General features: G+C 67.3%; 19 protein-coding genes. 11 read left to right on the top strand and 8 right to left on the bottom strand.

Going from position 1 to position 16416, the window contains the following annotated elements; translation table 11 throughout:
- On the bottom strand, window positions 1-666 hold a 666-nt coding region (locus HC022_RS08050), incomplete at its 3' end, for a Crp/Fnr family transcriptional regulator (protein ID WP_167452073.1).
- 586 nt (window positions 667-1252) lie between these two features.
- Here HC022_RS08050 and HC022_RS08045 point away from each other — a divergent pair.
- The 8 genes from HC022_RS08045 to HC022_RS08010 all read left to right on the top strand — a co-directional run bounded on the left by HC022_RS08045 (window position 1253) and on the right by HC022_RS08010 (window position 8182).
- Window positions 1253-1888 carry an MliC family protein gene (locus HC022_RS08045; RefSeq protein ID WP_167452072.1) on the top strand — a complete coding sequence of 212 codons (636 nt, stop codon included), beginning with the start codon at window positions 1253-1255 and terminating at the stop codon, window positions 1886-1888.
- A 21-nt stretch (window positions 1889-1909) separates the two neighbouring features.
- On the top strand, window positions 1910-2416 hold the full coding sequence (locus HC022_RS08040) for a DUF805 domain-containing protein (RefSeq protein ID WP_167452071.1): 507 nt from the start codon (window positions 1910-1912) through the stop codon (window positions 2414-2416).
- Window positions 2413-2880: a GFA family protein gene (locus HC022_RS08035; protein ID WP_167452070.1), complete on the top strand. Its 468-nt coding sequence runs from the start codon at window positions 2413-2415 to the stop codon at window positions 2878-2880. The genes HC022_RS08040 and HC022_RS08035 overlap by 4 nt, the downstream gene beginning before the upstream one ends.
- A gap of 67 nt (window positions 2881-2947) precedes the next feature.
- Window positions 2948-4957 carry an NADPH-dependent 2,4-dienoyl-CoA reductase gene (locus tag HC022_RS08030; RefSeq protein ID WP_167452069.1) on the top strand — a complete coding sequence of 670 codons (2010 nt, stop codon included), beginning with the start codon at window positions 2948-2950 and terminating at the stop codon, window positions 4955-4957.
- A 427-nt stretch (window positions 4958-5384) separates the two neighbouring features.
- A complete protein-coding gene (locus tag HC022_RS08025) occupies window positions 5385-6290 on the top strand; it encodes a LysR family transcriptional regulator (RefSeq protein WP_167452068.1) in 906 nt (301 codons plus the stop codon).
- A gap of 206 nt (window positions 6291-6496) precedes the next feature.
- The gene (locus HC022_RS08020) at window positions 6497-7264 is read left to right on the top strand and encodes an ion transporter (RefSeq protein ID WP_167452067.1); all 768 of its coding nucleotides are present in this window, start codon (window positions 6497-6499) and stop codon (window positions 7262-7264) included.
- A gap of 37 nt (window positions 7265-7301) precedes the next feature.
- Window positions 7302-7778, top strand: a complete 477-nt coding sequence (locus HC022_RS08015; protein ID WP_167452066.1) for a cupin domain-containing protein — start codon at window positions 7302-7304, stop codon at window positions 7776-7778.
- 50 nt (window positions 7779-7828) lie between these two features.
- On the top strand, window positions 7829-8182 hold the full coding sequence (locus HC022_RS08010) for a YigZ family protein (protein ID WP_008886926.1): 354 nt from the start codon (window positions 7829-7831) through the stop codon (window positions 8180-8182).
- A gap of 19 nt (window positions 8183-8201) precedes the next feature.
- Here the strand turns inward: HC022_RS08010 and HC022_RS08005 are convergent, their stop codons facing one another.
- Window positions 8202-8897 (bottom strand): TetR/AcrR family transcriptional regulator, encoded by a 696-nt coding sequence (locus tag HC022_RS08005; protein ID WP_008886826.1) that lies wholly within the window; start codon window positions 8895-8897, stop codon window positions 8202-8204.
- Between the two features lie 159 nt (window positions 8898-9056).
- Between HC022_RS08005 and HC022_RS08000 the strand changes: the two genes are divergently transcribed.
- Window positions 9057-9947, top strand: coding sequence for a LysR family transcriptional regulator (locus HC022_RS08000; protein WP_167452065.1), 891 nt, complete (start codon window positions 9057-9059; stop codon window positions 9945-9947).
- Window positions 9948-10057: 110 nt separating this feature from the next.
- On the opposite strand, the gene HC022_RS07995 is transcribed toward HC022_RS08000, so the two are convergent.
- The 4 genes from HC022_RS07995 to HC022_RS07980 are packed head-to-tail and all read right to left on the bottom strand — an operon-like array spanning window position 10058 to window position 12999.
- Window positions 10058-11011 carry an OmpA family protein gene (locus HC022_RS07995; protein ID WP_254884995.1) on the bottom strand — a complete coding sequence of 318 codons (954 nt, stop codon included), beginning with the start codon at window positions 11009-11011 and terminating at the stop codon, window positions 10058-10060.
- Complete coding sequence (locus tag HC022_RS07990) at window positions 10983-11552, bottom strand: peroxidase-related enzyme (RefSeq protein ID WP_167452064.1); 570 nt, start codon at window positions 11550-11552, stop codon at window positions 10983-10985. The genes HC022_RS07995 and HC022_RS07990 overlap by 29 nt, the downstream gene beginning before the upstream one ends.
- Window positions 11549-12280: a GNAT family N-acetyltransferase gene (locus tag HC022_RS07985; RefSeq protein WP_167452063.1), complete on the bottom strand. Its 732-nt coding sequence runs from the start codon at window positions 12278-12280 to the stop codon at window positions 11549-11551. The genes HC022_RS07990 and HC022_RS07985 overlap by 4 nt, the downstream gene beginning before the upstream one ends.
- Window positions 12277-12999 (bottom strand): molybdopterin-binding protein, encoded by a 723-nt coding sequence (locus HC022_RS07980; protein ID WP_167452062.1) that lies wholly within the window; start codon window positions 12997-12999, stop codon window positions 12277-12279. The genes HC022_RS07985 and HC022_RS07980 overlap by 4 nt, the downstream gene beginning before the upstream one ends.
- 48 nt (window positions 13000-13047) lie before the next feature.
- Between HC022_RS07980 and sfsA the strand changes: the two genes are divergently transcribed.
- Complete coding sequence (gene sfsA, locus HC022_RS07975; RefSeq protein ID WP_167452061.1) at window positions 13048-13755, top strand: DNA/RNA nuclease SfsA; 708 nt, start codon at window positions 13048-13050, stop codon at window positions 13753-13755.
- Window positions 13756-13860: 105 nt separating this feature from the next.
- On the opposite strand, the gene HC022_RS07970 is transcribed toward sfsA, so the two are convergent.
- Window positions 13861-14748, bottom strand: a complete 888-nt coding sequence (locus HC022_RS07970; RefSeq protein ID WP_167452060.1) for a mechanosensitive ion channel family protein — start codon at window positions 14746-14748, stop codon at window positions 13861-13863.
- Window positions 14749-14908: 160 nt separating this feature from the next.
- On the opposite strand from HC022_RS07970, the gene map reads away from it, so the two are divergent.
- Window positions 14909-15763 carry a type I methionyl aminopeptidase gene (map, locus tag HC022_RS07965; RefSeq protein WP_008886629.1) on the top strand — a complete coding sequence of 285 codons (855 nt, stop codon included), beginning with the start codon at window positions 14909-14911 and terminating at the stop codon, window positions 15761-15763.
- Window positions 15764-16086: 323 nt separating this feature from the next.
- Here map and HC022_RS07960 read toward each other — a convergent pair.
- On the bottom strand, window positions 16087-16416 hold a 330-nt coding region (locus tag HC022_RS07960), incomplete at its 5' end, for an MBL fold metallo-hydrolase (RefSeq protein ID WP_167452059.1).

Below are 16416 nucleotides of genomic sequence, written 5' to 3'. Positions count from 1 at the left end.
CTCGGCGCAGCGGCGGCAGCCGACGGCCGTGCGGTCGAGCACCCGGATGCGGCCGCGGCTCAGGTCGATGACCCCCGCATCGCGCAGGTCCTTGAGCATCCGGTTCACCTTCTGCCGCGAGCAGGCCAGCAACGTTGCGAGCTGGGTCTGGCTGACCCGGATCTCGGGGTCGTCTGCGGTGCTGAACACGCAGAGATAGTTGTTGAGCCGCGCTTCGACGGTCTGGAACTGCTCCACCGAGCGGTTCTCCAGGTCGCGTATCAGCCGCTCGTGCAGGATCCGAGCGAGGTTGCGCAGCACCGAGGGCTGCGGGGCGAATTCCATGAGAACCGACACCGGGCAGATCAGCACCGTGGTGTCGGGCATGGTGGTGCAGCTCGCGACGCAGAGAGAGCCGCTGAGCGCCTCGACCTCGCCCACGATCTCGCCCGGGCCTGCCACGTGCACCATGCTTTCGTTGCCGTCGCCATCGAGGTAGGTGATGACCACCCGGCCGCGGGCGATCAGGTAGCAGCCCGTCGTCGGCTCGTGCTGAGTCAGCAGCGGCGTCTCGGAGTTGCAGAAGCGAAGGGTGCAGGCGTCGAGAAATGCGGCGCGGGAGGCGACCGGGAGGCCCTCGAGAAGGCCGATCTCGAGAAGTTCGGGATAGGCGGCACTGATCTTCACGTGACACCTCTCCCGGCCTGGCGTCCGGACGGAAGGTATGTTGCGCTCGTGATCTGCGGGCGGCAGGCCGCGCGAGGCCGACGTGCCGGAGTTCGGACGCTCTGCACCATGTGGGGATCCCCAAGGAACGGTTTGTATGGGCAGGCCGCGTCATCTTCGGCCCGCGTTGAAGCATACTATCGTATTGGGTGTAATGAAACGACATGGCACAAGAAAGGCAAGTGTCGTCACAGTAAAACACCCGGCTGTCAGAAGTCTGACAACCGGGTGGAGCACTCAGCACGACACACTCGTTACCCTAGCTTTCCCCGGTGTTGCGAGCCGTCGTGTCTTGGGGGCTCCCGAGAGCTTACTGACTCGGACTCATACTCCCTCTCGCCGGGGGAAGTGTCGCAGACGCGACTGTTCTGTAAGAATCCCTGCGAATTTGATGATCCGACGCTGCGGCATGCGGCGGAAATGCAACGGATTTGGGCACAGCCAGCGGGGTTACCCGCCCACCGCGACCCGACAAAGGCGAGCGGGCTTCAGTCTTTACGTGTGAATCTTCGATGCTACACTGACCCGGAGACGAGGGAGGTGGAGCATGGGCAGAGTGTTCGCGGGGCCGGCGGCGGTGATTTCCGCGCTTGCCCTGATGTCCCCGGCGCTGGCGCTTGAGCCGTCCTTCGACTGCACCAGGGCCGAGAGCGGCGCCGAGAAGGCCGTCTGTTCTGATGATACGCTGGCTTCCATGGATCTCGAGCTTTCGAGGCTCTTCCAGCGCGCCGCGGAGGGTCCGAACATGGACCCGGAACGTCACCGGATGTTGCAGGCCGAGCAGCGCGGATGGATCAAGGGGCGCGACGCCTGTTGGAAGTCTGACTTAGGTATCCCGTTCTGCACGGCCTCGGAATACGCCTTCCGGATCGCCGAAATTCGGCAGGGTTACGCCGACGCGCGCGCGGAAAACGGCGCATCTCTGGGGCCTTACGCCTATGTCTGCGAGGGAATGGACGTGCCGGTCAGCGCGGTCTTCGTGAACACGCTGGCACCCATGGTTGTGCTGCGCTGGGGCGAAAACGCCATCGTGCTGCCCTCGGTCGAGACCGGCTCGGGCGCGAAGTACGCCTCGGACCTCTGGTATGGCGGCGAGGCGCTGTTCTGGTCCAGCCGCGACGAGGCGACGTTCATGCCGCCGGGCCAGCCCGAGACCTCGTGCATTCAGGACGACATCGGCTAGGGCAGGAAGCAGGGCAGGGACATGGGATTTCTTCCGGCGATCAAGAGCGGCTTCCGCAACTACGCGACCTTCTCGGGCAGGGCCTCGCGGCCGCAGTTCTGGTGGTGGGTTCTCTTCGTCATGCTGGGCGCGATCCTGTGCACCGCGCTCGATTCCGTCTTCTTCGGGACGAATCCCGAAACCGGTGAGGTGTCGCGGGTGCTCGCGGCGGTCTTCCAGCTGGTGATTCTCCTGCCGACGCTGGCGGTCGGCTTCCGGCGGATGCACGACACCGGACGTCCGGGCTGGTACTACCTGCTGCCGATGCTGGTCACGATGGGGCTCATGTTCCTCACGCTCTTCGGGATGATGGCGGCGGTCCGGATGGGCGGCAACGTCCCGCCGGGGGACGCGGGAATGATGCTGGGAGGGATATGGCTCATCGCCATATGGCTGGTACAGATCGTGCTATTGGTTCTGATGATCTGGTGGCTGACCCGGCCCTCGGATCCCGCCCCCAACGCCTACGGAGTCCCACCCGCCGCATGACCCGGACCACGCCCACCCCCGCCTCGCCCGCCATCGGAACCTGCCGCTGCGGCGCGCTGCGGATGGAGATCACGGCGCCGCCGCTCGCCACCGCAGCCTGCCATTGCCGCGGCTGTCAGAAGATGAGCGCCAGCGCCTTCTCCCTCACCGCGATGATCCCGACGCAGGCCTTCAGCGTGGTCTCGGGCGAGCTGATCAAGGGCGGCATCAAGGGGCCGATGTGCGACCACTTCTTCTGCCCGGGCTGTCTGACCTGGGTGTTCACTCGGATCCCCGGCATGGACGGTTTCGTCAACGTGCGCTCGGTGATGTTCGACGTCCCCGCCTGGACGGATCCCTTCATCGAGACCATGTGCGCCGAGAAGCTGGCATGGGCCAGCACGCCCGCGCGGCACAGCTACGAGGGCTTTCCCCCGCCCGAGGATCTCGAGCCGCTGATGCGGGAATACGCGGCCTCGCTCTGACGCGACGTTCCGCCTGACAGTCCCGCGGCGGATTGGCAGGGTGCGCGCGATAGGGAGGACCGCCACGATGACCAGCTACCCGCACCTGCTTGCCCCGCTCGATTTCGGCTTCACGACGCTGGCCAACCGCGTGCTGATGGGCTCGATGCACACCAACCTCGAAGAGCGAGGCGACTGGAACCGCGTCGCGACCTTCTACGAGGAGCGGGCGAAGGGCGGCGTCGGGCTGATCGTGACGGGGGGCATCGCCCCGAACGCCGAGGGCGGCGTGTTCCCGGGGGCGGGCGGGCTCTACACGACCGAGGACATCACCCATCACAGGCTGGTCACCGACCGGGTGCACGGCGCGGGCGGCAAGATCGCCATGCAGATCCTGCACGCGGGCAGGTACGCCTATGGTCCCGACTGCGTCGCGCCGTCGGCCATTAAGTCGCCGATCTCGCCCTTCCCGCCGAAGGAGCTGGACGAGGCCGGGATCGAGAAGCAGATCGCCGACATCGCGACCTCTGCCGCCCGCGCCCGCGAGGCCTTCTATGACGGCGTCGAGGTGATGGGGTCCGAGGGCTATTTCCTGAACCAGTTCCTCGTCACCCACACCAACCGGCGCGAGGACCGCTGGGGCGGCTCCTACGCGAACCGGATGCGGCTGCCGGTCGAGGTCATGAAGCGGGTCCGCGCCGCGGTGGGCGAGGATTTCATCGTGATCTTCCGGCTCTCGATGATCGACCTCGTGCCCAATGGCTCCACCCACGAGGAGGTGGTGCAGCTCGCGCAGGCGATCGAGGCGGCGGGGGCCAGCATCCTCAACACCGGCATCGGCTGGCACGAGGCGCGGGTGCCGACCATCGCGACCTCGGTGCCGCGGGCGGGTTTCGCTTGGGTGACGAAGAAGCTGATGGGCAAGGTCGGCATCCCGGTCATCACCTCGAACCGCATCAACTCGCCCGGGGTGGCCGAGCAGGTGCTGGCTGAGGGCTGCGCCGACATGGTGAGCCTCGCGCGGCCGTTCCTTGCGGATCCGGACTTCGTGGCCAAGGCGGAGCGCGGCCGCGCCGACCTGATCGCGCCCTGCATCGCCTGCAACCAGGCCTGCCTCGACCACACCTTCCAGGGCAAGGTATCGTCGTGCCTCGTGAACCCGCGCGCGGGCTTCGAGACCGATCTCGTCATCGCCCCCGCCGAGGCGCCGAAGCGCGTGGCGGTGGTGGGTGCGGGCCCGGCGGGGCTCTCGACCGCCATCACCGCCGCGCAGCGCGGCCACGAGGTGGTGCTCTTCGAGCAGGCGGGCGAGATCGGCGGCCAGCTCAACATGGCGCGCAAGGTTCCCGGCAAGGAAGAGTTCGACGGACTGGTCGAGTGGTTCGGCGCCATGCTGCGCGAGGCCGGCGTCGAGCTGCGGCTGAACACCCGCGCCGATGCCGAGAGTCTCGCGGGCTTCGACGCGGTCGTGGTCGCCACCGGCGTGCTGCCGCGCGATCCGCAGATCCCCGGGCAGGATCACCCCTCGGTGCTGAACTATGTCGACGTGCTGCGCGGTGGCGCCGAAGTCGGCAAGCGCGTCGCGGTGGTGGGGGCCGGGGGCATCGGCTTCGACGTCTCCGAGTTCCTCGTCACCGGCGAGAGCCCGACGCTCGACCTGCCGGAATGGATGCGCGAATGGGGCGTGACCGACCCCGCCGAGGCCCGCGCCGGTCTGGCGCCCGAGGGCCCGCAGCCCGAGCCGCCGCTGCGCGAGATCACCCTGCTTCAGCGCAAGTCGGAGAAGCCCGGCAAGCGGCTGGGCAAGACCACCGGCTGGATCCATCGCGCCGCGCTCATGATGAAGGGCGTCAGTATGAAGGCGGGGGTGAGCTACGACCGCATCGACGACGACGGCCTGCACATCACCCGCGACGGAAAGCCCGAACTCATCGCCTGCGACACCGTTGTGCTCTGCTCGGGTCAGGAGAGCCTGCGCGAACTGGCCGACGTGGTGAAGGGCCCGGAGGTGCACGTCATCGGCGGCGCCGACGTGGCGGCCGAGCTCGATGCCAAGCGCGCCATCGACCAGGGCGTGCGCCTCGCCGCGACCCTCTGATGCCGTTCACGAACCCGTGAATGCCCGCGGGCGTTTTCTCGGAAACAATTGCAGGGGCAAAGGCATTGGTCTGTCGAATGCGTGGGGACGTGCCCCGTGCGGCATGTCCGATACAACGATCCTTGTCCTCCGTGGCCGGCTTTTCGACCGCGGGGCCGGTTTCCGTGTCACAGCCGTTCCAAGGCCTCCCGGGTCCCGCATTGTTTGGTGACGTCACGAGTAGCTGATCTGTTCGAGTAACAAGTAACGGCCGCGCCTTTCCCCTGAAGGCGCGGCCTTTTTTCGCCGTCGCATCCGCAACCGCATCTGCAACGCGCGCGAAACAGTCCTGGCCGAAATCCAGATATTGTCCCCGCCTCGTCCAAGTTGTGCCCCAATCGGGCACGATACCTCTCAGCTGACGAACAGGATGAACGAGGAGACGGTGATGGATCGTCTGACCGAAATGGAGGCTTTTGCCACCGTCGTGGATCAGGGCGGCTTCACGGATGCCGCGAAGAAGATGGGGATCTCGAAATCGGCGGTGTCTAAACACGTCTCGTCGCTCGAGGCCCGTCTCGGGGCGCGTCTCCTGAACCGCACCACGCGCCGGGTCTCGCCTACCGAGATCGGGCTGGCCTATTACGATCGCGCCCGCCGGGTGCTGAACGACGCCGGAGAGGCCGACGCGCTGGTGACCTCGATGCAGTCGGCGCCCTCGGGGCTGCTGCGGATCTCGGTCGCGACGGATTTCGGCGTCAATCATCTGAGTCCGGTGCTCGGGGAGTTCCTTGCGGCGTTTCCCGACATCACCGTCAACATGGTGCTCAACAACCGCTACGCGGAGCTGATCTCCGAGGGCTTCGACATGGCGGTGCGCATCGGCGAGCTCGAGGACAGCACCCTGCGTGCCCGCAAGCTGACCGACACCACAAAGCGGATGATCGCCTCGCCCGCCTATTTCCAGAAGTTCGGCCACCCGGCGCGGATCGACGATCTCAACGAGCACAAGCTCCTGCACTACTCGAACCAGTCGAGCGGCAACGTCTGGAAGGTCACCGCGCCCTCGGGCGAGAAGCGGCAGGTGCGCACCGCCGGCTGGCTCTCGGTCAACGACGGGCAGTCGCTGCTCAACGCCTGCATCGCGGGGCTCGGCATCGCCTACCTGCCGTCCTACCTCTACGCCGACGCGATGAAGCAGGGGCTGGTCGAGGACGCCATTCCCGATCTTCCGGTCGAGAGCCAGGGCATCTACGCGGTCTACCCGCCGGGCCGCTTCACCCAGCCCAAGGTCCGGGCCTTCATCGATTTTCTCGTCCACGCCTTTGCCGACAAGGGCCCGCAGGACTGGTGACCGCCTGCTCATGTCCTGTCCGGCGCAGGACGGCGTTCACGCCCCGGGCCCGTTCCCGGGGCGCTTCTTTTTCGGGCCGCGGCGGGGGGGCCGGCGCGGGTTGCCGCCGGGTGGGGCGCATGGCGTCACCCTGACGTCGCGCGGGCACTGGAATGTGGCGCAGGCCGCCCCTATGTGCCCGTGGACCCCAAAGGACCAGACCCCCGATGCGCCAGCAGATTTCCAATTTTCTCGACCACGCCGCAACGCGTTACACGATCATGGGGGTGATTCTCTTCAACGCGGTGATCCTCGGGCTCGAGACCTCGGACAAGGCGATGGCCACGGCCGGCGGGTTGATCATCGCGCTCGACGCGATCTGCCTCGCGATCTTCGTGGCCGAGCTTGTCGCCAAGCTCTACGCGCACGGGCTGCGCTTCTTCCGCTCGGGCTGGAACGTCTTCGACTTCCTCGTGGTTGCCATTGCGCTGGTGCCGGAGGGGGGCGGGCTCGCGGTGCTGCGGGCGCTGCGGGTCCTGCGGCTGCTGCGCGTGGTTTCGGTGGCGCCGACGCTGCGCCGGGTGGTCGAGGGCTTCCTCGCGGCGCTGCCGGGCATGGCCTCGGTGTTCCTGCTGATGGGCATCATCTTCTACATCGCCTCGGTGATCGCCACGAAGCTCTTCGGCAACAGCTTCCCGGAATGGTTCGGCACGCTCGGCACCTCGACCTACACGCTGTTCCAGATCATGACGCTGGAAAGCTGGTCGATGGGCATCGTCCGCCCGGTGATGGAGGTCCACCCCGAGGCGTGGCTGTTCTTCGTGCCCTTCATCCTGATCACCACCTTCGCCGTGGTGAACCTCGTGGTCGGTCTCATCGTGAACTCGATGCAGGAGGCCCACGCCGAGGAATCGAACGCGGCCACCACGGACTACCGCGACGAGGTCATCACCCGGCTGCGCGCCATCGAGGAAAGGCTCGACAAGCTGGGGTGAGCCTCGCATCCTGCCGCCATCCCTACCGGAGGCGGAGATGCCGAAATTCACCCCCGAGACAGCGCTCACGGGCCATGAAGAGGGCGGGCCCTGCGGCCCGGCCGACGAGATCCTGTTCAGCGACAGCGGCGGGCTGACCCAGTTCGGCGCCTTCGTCGAGACGCTGCCGCCGGGCTCGTCCTCGGCGCTCAAGCACTGGCATGCCAACGAGGACGAGATGGTCTACATGCTCGAGGGCGCGGCCACCGTGCTCGAGGGCGACGACAGCTACCCGCTCGGCCCCGGCGAGGCGGCGACCTTCAAGGCCGGCACCCCGGTCGGGCATTGCCTCGTCAACTGCTCGGACGCGCCGATCCGGTATCTCGTGATCGGCACCCGCGCCGCCTCGGACACGGTGACCTACCCCGACCACGACCGCATCCTGCGCCACAACCGTGGCGACTCAGGCGAGGTCGAGAGCCGCAGCTACACCCGCTTCGACGGCACCCCCTCGCACAGCGCCTACGAGGATTGACCGCCCGGCATTGCATTGCCTGACCGGCGCGACCCCGCTACACCGGCGCAATGCTCACGCTCGACAACATCATCTCGGACCGCGGCTCGAAATACGCCGTCTCGGGCGCGCCCTGTGCTTCGGAGGACGAGGCCAAGGCACTGATCCGCGAGCTTTGCCGGAAGAAGAAATTCGCCAAGGCGACCCACAACACGTGGGGGCTGCTCACCGAGGCCGGGCCGATCAAGAACGATGACGGCGAAAGCGGCGCGGGCATGGTGATCCTGCGGATGCTCGAGCGCGAGGAGCTGCGCGACCATCTCGTGGTGGTGACGCGCTGGTACGGCGGCAAGCATCTGGGCGGCGATCGGTTCCGCCACGTGCAGGACGCGGTGCGGCTCTATCTCGACGCGCTGCGCAGCTGAACCGGGCGCCTCGCCGCGGTCACGAGGCCTGAGCTGTGCCGTTCCGTCCGGGATATGCCGCCTGAGGTGAGACCTCGCGCGCCAGCGACAGCTGCGCGCCGTCGAGCAACACCATGATGCGCCTCAGGATCGCGTCGACGCACTCGTCGGCGCTGGCCCCGGCGTAGAGCGCCGGGCGCAGCCCCATCGTGTAGATCGCGAAGATGGAATCCAGAACGTCGGCCATTTGGGCGTCGTCGATGCCCTGCAACCCCGGATCGTCACGCAGCACCTGTTCGATCGGCGCCAGCGCCCGCCCGAGCTGATCCTTGTTGGCGGCCTCGGTCTCTTCCGGCCATTGCCACGAGTAGCTGCGGATGATCGCCAGTATCTTCGGATCCGCGAGGTCGCTCTCTGCCACGATGTTGATCAGGTGCCGCATCCGCTCGGCCGTGGTGCCGGGAAGGTCAACCGCGGCCTCCATGCGCGCAATGTGCTGTTCGTAGGTCTCGGAGATGAGCTCGTAGAGCAGCCCCGCCTTGGAGTGGAAATAGGCGTTGATCATGGCGTGGGTGACGCCGGCCTCTTTGGCGATCTCGGTCACCGACACGTCGTCGTAGCCGTATTGGGCGAACAATCGGCGCGCGGCCTCGAGCAGCCGTTCCCGCGTCGCGGCACTGCGTTTTTCTTTCAGGGATCTGCGGTCGCGTCGCGGGAAGCTCGGTTTCGGTGTCATGGAGTAACTCTATGTCTGCGAACAACAAAATCAATCGCCAATGTTTTTAATGTTAACATGAACAAGGTTAGCAACAAAGTTTTTAACAATGTTGATATATGCGAGCGGATGATTATATGAGTGGCGTTCGAGACGAGAGACCGACCGGAGACACCCGAAATGGACCGATTCAGCGAGATGTTGGCGTTCACGCGCGTGATGGAGCAGCGTGGCTTCACCAGTGCGGCCGAGACTCTGGGCATTTCACGTGCGTCGGTTTCCAAGCAGGTCGCCGCGCTCGAGCGCCGTCTCGGCGTGTCGCTGCTGCAGCGCACCACGCGTCAGGTCAGCCCGACCGAGGAGGGCACCGTCTACTACCGCCATGCGCTGCAGATCCTCGAAGAGACCGACCGCGCCGACCGCATCGCCCGGGCCGTGAACGCCAACGCCCGCGGCGTCGAAGTGCTCAAGGTCGCGGCCTCGCCCGAGGTCGCGGAACATGTCCTGCTGCGCTATCTCCCCGCTTTCCTCGAGTCCGCGCCGGTGACCTCCGTCGCCTTCCTGCCCGAGGACCCGGCGCTGTCGCGCACCGACTGGGGACTCGCGGTGATCGAGGACCCGCTCGAGACCGCCCGCGCCGAGGGCCGCCCGATCGGGCGCAGCACCGACGTGCTGGTGGCGTCGAGCCAGTATCTGGAGGCCGCGGGCACCCCGGACAGCGCCGGGGCGCTCAGCGCGCACCGGCTGCTCAAGGCGCGCGACCGCGACGGCGCGGTCTGGCCGCTGATCGAACAGCACGGCGGCACCTACAGCGTGACCTCTGACAAGCTTCTGCATTTTGCCGACCGGCGCTCGGTTCTGGCCGCCTGTCGCGCCGGTGCCGGCATCGCACTGCTGCCCGACTACATGGTCGACCGCGACCTGCGCCGCCGCAAGCTGCAGCGGGTGCTGCCGGATGTCACCGGGGCCGTGCGCGCCATGAAGCTCTGCCGCCCGGCGGAGAACCGCGACCTGCGCAACGCGATCCTGTTCGAGGAATTCATGTGTTCGGCGCTTTCACGGCAGCGCTGAGCGCGTGACGGGCACCGCCCCAGGCCGAGGCCGGGGTGCGCGTCCTGGGGGTGTGCCTGCTTCGCGGCTGGCCGCCCCCTCATCAGGTGGTTCCGATAGCTTGCGCCGGCTTACTCGGAAGGCAGCAGGATCGCCTCGATGCGGCGGTTCTCCTCCCGGCCTTCCGGGGGGAGGGTGCTCGCAACCCGGGACAGGTAGCCCGCACCCCGTGCGCCCAGCTGTCCCGCCCGGGTGCCCCCCGCGCGGAGGTAGCTCTCGGCGGCGGCGGCGCGCTTTCGCGACAGCTCGGTGTTGGCGGCGAGCGAGCCCACCGCGTCGGTATGCCCGACCAGCAGGACCCGGCGCGACGGATCGGCGGTGAGGAAGGCCGCCAGTTCCTCGAGCGAGCTCACCGTGGTCTCGCCAAGCGAGGCCGAGCCGGTCTCGAAGGACAGATCCCGCAGGATCACGTGGCCCTCACGTTCCAATCGCGCCGCGATCTCGCCCCCGGGAATGGCCTCCGGCGTCTGCTGCGGCGGCGGGGTCTCGGAGGGCGTCTCGCCGTAGGGCGCGCCCTCGGCGGCGGTCGAGGGGCTGGTCTGGATCACCTGCACGTAGCCCGCCGCGTTCGAGCGGCTGACCAGAAGCGTGACGTAGCTGTCCCCGGGCCCGCGCGCGGACAGGAAGCGGAAGGCGGTGAGGTCGACATACATCTCGGGCGCCGGGATCACCTCGGTGCCGAAGCGGAAGTCGAAGCCGCCGCAGCGGGCCGAGCTGCATTCGAACAGGATCTCGTAGCCCGACGCCTCGATCTTGTCGCGCAGCGGCTCGAGGATCTGCAACGTCGTAAGGTCGGGGCTGTCCACGCGCCACGACTGCCGCAGGACGCGGCCCTCTGCCCGGATCGCGGGAACGCCGGTCTCTTCGCTCCACGGCCCGCTGGGCACGGCATAGCTGCCGGGATCGGTGACGCGCTCGGCCATCAGGCGCCCGCCGGGCGCCGGCGCGAGGTCGATCGCCCAGCACGGCGCGGCAAGGCAGCCCAGCAGGGCCGCCTCAGCGAGCCTGAGCGTGATACTCTTCATTCGGCCGCATGTCGGTGGCCGAGGCCACCCTGTTGGTCATGTTGAAGAACCCCGCCACGTTGGCGATGTCCCAGATGTCGCGCTCGGTAAAGCCCGCGTCGCGCAGCGCCTCGCGGTCGTATTCCGCGATCTCGGCACTGTTCTTCGTCATCTTCTCGGCAAAGCTCAGCATCGCGCGCTGGCGATAGGGCAGGTCGGCGACGCGCCAGTTCATCACCAGCATCTCGCCAAGCGCCGGATCGCCCGACAGCGCGCGCACGGCGGCGCCATGGGCGGTGAGGCAGTAGAAGCACTTGTTCACCGACGAGACCACCACCGCGATCATCTCGCGCTCGAGCTTGCTCAGCCCCGAGTCCGCCAGCATCAGCTCGTTGTACATGGCGGTAAAGACGTTCAGCTTGGTGATGTCGAAGGCATGCGCCTTGAGCACGTTCGGCACCATCCCCAGCTTCTCGTCGCAGACGTCGAAGTATTTCTGCGTTTCGGGCGGCAGCGGCTCCACCATGGGCAGGTTTAGCGCGGTGGGCAGATCCTTGGTCATTCCGGGGCCTCGACGTTGTTGCGATAGTGGTACTGTCCCACGAGGTCGAAGCCGAGGGAAGCATAGAGACCGTTCGCCGGTGCGTTGTCCTGCAGGCAGAGCACCGCCATCCACGCCGCCCCCTGCGCCTCGGCCCAGAGCGCGGCCCGGCGCATCATCCACTTGCCAAGACCCTGTCCGCGATGCTCGGGGCGGATCTCGAGTGCGTGCACCATGGCAATGCCCTCATGGATGGCACAGAAGCCGCAGCCCGCCGCCTTGTCGCTGAGCCGGCCAAGCACGGCGGTCTTGGGCCCCTGTGCGCGGTCCATCACCCGAAGCCGCGCCGCGCCGATGCCGGCCCCGGCCCAGATCTCGCGCATGATGGCGAGTGGCTCCCAGACATCGAAGGTCATCACCCGCGGCATCTCGAGCCCGGTGAGCTGCCCCACCGGCGCAAGCCACAGGTTCACCGGGTCGATGAGCGCATAGCCCCGCGCGGCAAGCGCCACGTCGAGCGCCTCCTCACCCACGCGGATCATGAAGAGCGGATTCTGTCCGAGGCCGCGCATGCCGTCCTCGGCCGCGGCGATCTCGGCGACGCTCCAGCCCGGGCGCGAGGTGGCGCAGGACACCCGCTTGCCACCGCCGTCGCCGTCGCGCAGCGTCCAGCGCGGGATCTCGATCCGGCGCGCGGCGGGCCAGGTTCCGTCGATGGCGGCATAGAGCGCCGGCAGGTCCGGCATCATGCGGGGAACATCTCTGCGAGCTTGCTCATGGCGGCATCGACCCGGGCGCCGTCCTGCCCGCGGATCACGATGTTGGCGCCGTAGATGCCGTTCTTCTGGAACGGGTAGGAGCCGATCGACAGGTCGTTGTACTCGGTGGCCAGCGCCGCCAGCGGCCCGGCGATCTCTCCCTCGCCGCGTTCGATGCGCAGGTTCTGCGACAGCAGCGGCGCGCCGCCGGTGAGCGTCGGCAGGACGCTCGCCACCATGGCCTCGACCCCCGGGGGCCCGCCCGCCATGACGTAGACGTTCTCGAGCGCGAAGCCCGGCGCGATCGAGACCGGGTTCTCGATCAGAACCGCGCCGTCGGGAATGCGTGCCATGCGCTGCCGGGCGGTGTTGAACTCGGCCCCCTGCCGCTCGTAATGCGCGGCGAGCAAGGCGTAGGCGTCTTCCCGGATGTCGATGTGGGCGCCGAAGGCCGCGGCCACGCAATCGGCGGTGATGTCGTCATGGGTCGGCCCGATGCCGCCCGAGGTGAAGACATGGGTGGTCTCGGCGGCAAGCGCGGTGACCGCGCTCACGATGGCCTCTCGGTCGTCCGACACCATGCGGACCTCGCGCAGGTCGATGCCGACCTTGGTCAGCTCCTTGGCGAGGTGATGCATGTTCGAATCGCGGGTGCGGCCCGAGAGGATCTCGTCCCCGATCACGATCATCGATGCGGTGGGATTCGCCATGTCTCAACCCTCCTTGGCCCGGCTACCGCATTGGTATAGGGCCCGGACATGCGCTTTCAAACCCCCCTGATCCCGGCCGTGCTGCTTCGCCGCTACAAGCGTTTCCTCGCCGATGCGCGGCTTGGCTGCGGCCAGGAGATCACCGCCCACGTGGCCAACCCCGGCAGCATGCTGGGGCTGAAAGACGAGGGGCTGAAGATCTGGCTCGAGCCCAACGACGACCCGAAGCGCAAGCTGAAATACGCGTGGCGGCTGGTCGAGCACGAGAGCGGCGCCTTCACCGGCGTCGACACCGGCGTGCCCAACCGCATGCTGCGCGCCGCGCTCGGCGCGGGCGAGGTGCCGGGGCTCGAGGGCTACGAGCACGTCCGGCCCGAGGTGAAATACGGCGAGAACAGCCGCATCGACTTCCTGCTCACCGGCGCCGACCGGCCCGACGCCTATGTCGAGGTGAAATCGGTGACGCTCTCGCGCCGCGACGGCATCGCCGAGTTTCCCGACAGCGTGACCGCCCGCGGCGCCAAGCACCTGGCCGAGCTGGCGGCGATGGTGCGCGCCGGTCACCGCGCGGTGATGCTCTACCTCGTGCAGCGCACCGATTGCCACGAGGTGACGCTGGCGGCCGATCTCGACCCGGGCTACGCTGCGGCCTTCGCCGCCGCGACCGCCGAGGGGGTCGAGGTGATGGCCTTCGATTGCCTGATCAGCCCCGAGGCCATCATGCTCGGCCAGCCGCTCCCATTCCGCGCGCCCTGAGCCGCCTGCGCGCGGCCCGTCCCTTCATCTTGCCGGATAAACTCCGGGGGAGTCTCCGCAGGAGACGGGGGCAGCGCCCCCATCTCGTCCCACGTCAGCCCGCGATCACTCCGCCGCCATCTTGCCGGCGCTGCTGTCGTCGTCGGATTCGATGTGCAGCGTGCGGGTGGGGAAGGGGATCGGCACACCGCTCGAGTCGAGCGCTTCCTTGACCTTCCGCTTCATGTCGGCCTGGTACTGGAAATAATCCGCGCTCTCGACCCAGACCCGCACGAGGAAATCGACCGAGCTGTCGTTGAGGTTGTTGACCTGAATGAAGGGCGCGGGCTCGGATTTCGACCGAGGATCGGCCATGATCGTGCTCAGGATCACCTCTTCGGCGGTCTTCAGGTTGGCGCCGTAGCCCACGCCGAAGGTCCATTCCGCCCGGCGCGTCTTGTAGACCGAGTAGTTCTCGATGACGTTGCCCCAGACCTCGGAGTTCGGGATGATCACCTGGGTGTTGCCGATGCTGGCAAGCTCGATGGTGTTGAGCGTGATGTCCTTCACGGTGCCGGATTGTCCCGCGACGGTGACGAAATCGCCAAGCTTGATCGGCCGGAACACGATGATCATCACGCCGGCCGCGACGTTCGACAGCGTGCCCTGCAGGGCGAGGCCTATGGCAAGGCCGGCGGCACCGAGGGCCGCGATGATCGAGGTCGTCTGGACACCGAGATTGTTCAGCAGGATCAGGGCGGTGAAGATCAGCACGATATAGCGGGCGATCTGGCCGAGGAAGGCGAAAAGCGTGTCGTCGAGCCGCGATGACCGCGCCGAGATGCCGGTGATCCGCCGCTTCAGCCAGCTCGCGATCAGGAGGCCCACGACGAGGATCAGCACGCCGGTGACCACGTTTCCGAGCACGGAGGCCAGGAAGTCGAGTGTCAGCACGTCAGACAGCGCCGTGCCGTTGTAGATTTTGGTGTTCAGGATGTCGTCGATCGGTTCCATCGGTCCTCGTCTTCGCAGAAGCAGCCTCCGCCGGTGCGGCGCTGCGTGTTCCATGTGCCCCGGGGGACGTCCCGGGTTATGTGTGGCGGGCATCGCCTCTGGCAATGGCCGGCGATAGGGATTAAGTAACGGCGAGTATCGCACGACGGAGCGCGCAGCCTTGAGACACGACACCGGCGGCCGCCTCACCCGGGACGGCATCCGCATCCACGATTCAGAAGATTTTGCCGGCATGCATAAGGCCGGCGCCGTTGCCGCGAGGATTCTCGACGACGTGGCGCCGCATGTCTTTGCAGGGCAGACGACCGGCAAGCTCGAAGAGATCATCCGCGGCCTCGTCGAGGAGTCCGGGTCGGTGTCGGCCACCATCGGCTACAAGGGCTACCAGCACGCCAGCTGCATCTCGGTGAACCACGTGGTCTGCCACGGCATCCCGGGCAGCAAGATCCCGAAGTGGAAGAACGACAGCCACGCCCGCAACGACGACAGCCTGCTCGACGGCGACATCCTGAACATCGACGTGACGGTGATCGTGGACGGCTGGTACGGCGACACCAGCCGCATGTACGTGGCGGGCGAGCCCAAGCCCTACGCGCAGCGGCTGATGCAGGTCACGCACGACTCGCTGATGATCGGCATCGAGACGGTGAAGCCCGGAAACACCTTCGGCGACATCGGCCATGCCATCCAGAGCTACGTCGAGGGCCAGCGCATGTCGGTGGTCCGCGATTTCTGCGGCCACGGCCTCGGCCGGGTGTTCCACGCCGCGCCCAACGTGCTGCACTACGGCCGTCCCGGCAGCGGACCGGTGCTCGAGGAAGGCATGTTCTTCACCATCGAGCCGATGGTGAACCTCGGCCGCCCCGAGACCCGCGTGCTCAAGGACGAGTGGACCGCGATCACCCGCGACAAGTCGCTCTCGGCCCAGTTCGAGCACTCGGTCGGCGTCACCGCCGACGGGGTCGAGATCTTCACCCTCTCGCCCGGCGACAAGTTCCACCCCACCTGGAGCTGATGTCTTCCTCGTGGTGAGACAGGGGCCGGTTCGACCGGTCCTTGCCGTGCTTCTGTCGTGCGACGTGTCCGCGCGGGGCGACGTCGGGGGGGGCGGTCGGGTGGTGACCGTGTGACGCGGAGGAGGGGGCGCTGCCCCCTCGGCGCGATGCGCCTCACCCCCGGTGTTTAGCTGGCAAGATGAAGGGGCGGGTTGCGTCTTCGGGATGTGGGCTCGCCTTCGGTGTATGGGTGCGCTTTCGCGATGGCATGAGGACGTTCGTTGGGGCGTGCGCTTTGGGCATGTTGTGGTGGCCTGGGGAGGTGCCGTCGCATCCGGGTGGGTCAGTCCCATTTCCAGAGGGCCGGCACGAAGCGGTAGGCGTCGCCGTCCTTCATCACGTGGCCCACGCCCGGGAATGGGAAGTGGTAGCCGAGCACGGCCATGCGGTCGGTCACGGCCATGTCGAGCAGGCGGCGGCGGGTGGTGACGGTCTGGTCGCCGTCCATGTCGAAGCCGTTGTACCAGTCGGGCCGGGCGAAGCTCATGTAGGCGTGGCTCATGGCGTCGCCGGTCACCAGCAGTTGCTCGCCGCCCGACTCGATCACGAGGCTCTGGTGGCCGGGGGTGTGGCCCGGCGTGTCGATGACGCGGATGCCGGGCGCGATCTCGGT

Source organism: Salipiger sp. HF18, assembly GCF_011806505.1.
GTDB lineage: Bacteria > Pseudomonadota > Alphaproteobacteria > Rhodobacterales > Rhodobacteraceae > Salipiger > Salipiger thiooxidans.
The sequence above is the reverse complement of the archived record's forward strand: the minus strand, read 5'-3'. Positions and strand labels throughout refer to the sequence as shown.

Coding starts and splice junctions, on each gene's coding strand:
- HC022_RS08045 (WP_167452072.1), top strand. CDS start 1,253: ATGGGCAGAGTGTTCGCGGGGCCGGCGGCGGTGATTTCCGCGCTTGCC.
- HC022_RS08040 (WP_167452071.1), top strand. CDS start 1,910: ATGGGATTTCTTCCGGCGATCAAGAGCGGCTTCCGCAACTACGCGACC.
- HC022_RS08035 (WP_167452070.1), top strand. CDS start 2,413: ATGACCCGGACCACGCCCACCCCCGCCTCGCCCGCCATCGGAACCTGC.
- HC022_RS08030 (WP_167452069.1), top strand. CDS start 2,948: ATGACCAGCTACCCGCACCTGCTTGCCCCGCTCGATTTCGGCTTCACG.
- HC022_RS08025 (WP_167452068.1), top strand. CDS start 5,385: ATGGATCGTCTGACCGAAATGGAGGCTTTTGCCACCGTCGTGGATCAG.
- HC022_RS08020 (WP_167452067.1), top strand. CDS start 6,497: ATGCGCCAGCAGATTTCCAATTTTCTCGACCACGCCGCAACGCGTTAC.
- HC022_RS08015 (WP_167452066.1), top strand. CDS start 7,302: ATGCCGAAATTCACCCCCGAGACAGCGCTCACGGGCCATGAAGAGGGC.
- HC022_RS08010 (WP_008886926.1), top strand. CDS start 7,829: ATGCTCACGCTCGACAACATCATCTCGGACCGCGGCTCGAAATACGCC.
- HC022_RS08005 (WP_008886826.1), bottom strand. CDS start 8,897: ATGACACCGAAACCGAGCTTCCCGCGACGCGACCGCAGATCCCTGAAA.
- HC022_RS08000 (WP_167452065.1), top strand. CDS start 9,057: ATGGACCGATTCAGCGAGATGTTGGCGTTCACGCGCGTGATGGAGCAG.
- HC022_RS07995 (WP_254884995.1), bottom strand. CDS start 11,011: ATGAAGAGTATCACGCTCAGGCTCGCTGAGGCGGCCCTGCTGGGCTGC.
- HC022_RS07990 (WP_167452064.1), bottom strand. CDS start 11,552: ATGACCAAGGATCTGCCCACCGCGCTAAACCTGCCCATGGTGGAGCCG.
- HC022_RS07985 (WP_167452063.1), bottom strand. CDS start 12,280: ATGATGCCGGACCTGCCGGCGCTCTATGCCGCCATCGACGGAACCTGG.
- HC022_RS07980 (WP_167452062.1), bottom strand. CDS start 12,999: ATGGCGAATCCCACCGCATCGATGATCGTGATCGGGGACGAGATCCTC.
- sfsA (WP_167452061.1), top strand. CDS start 13,048: ATGCGCTTTCAAACCCCCCTGATCCCGGCCGTGCTGCTTCGCCGCTAC.
- HC022_RS07970 (WP_167452060.1), bottom strand. CDS start 14,748: ATGGAACCGATCGACGACATCCTGAACACCAAAATCTACAACGGCACG.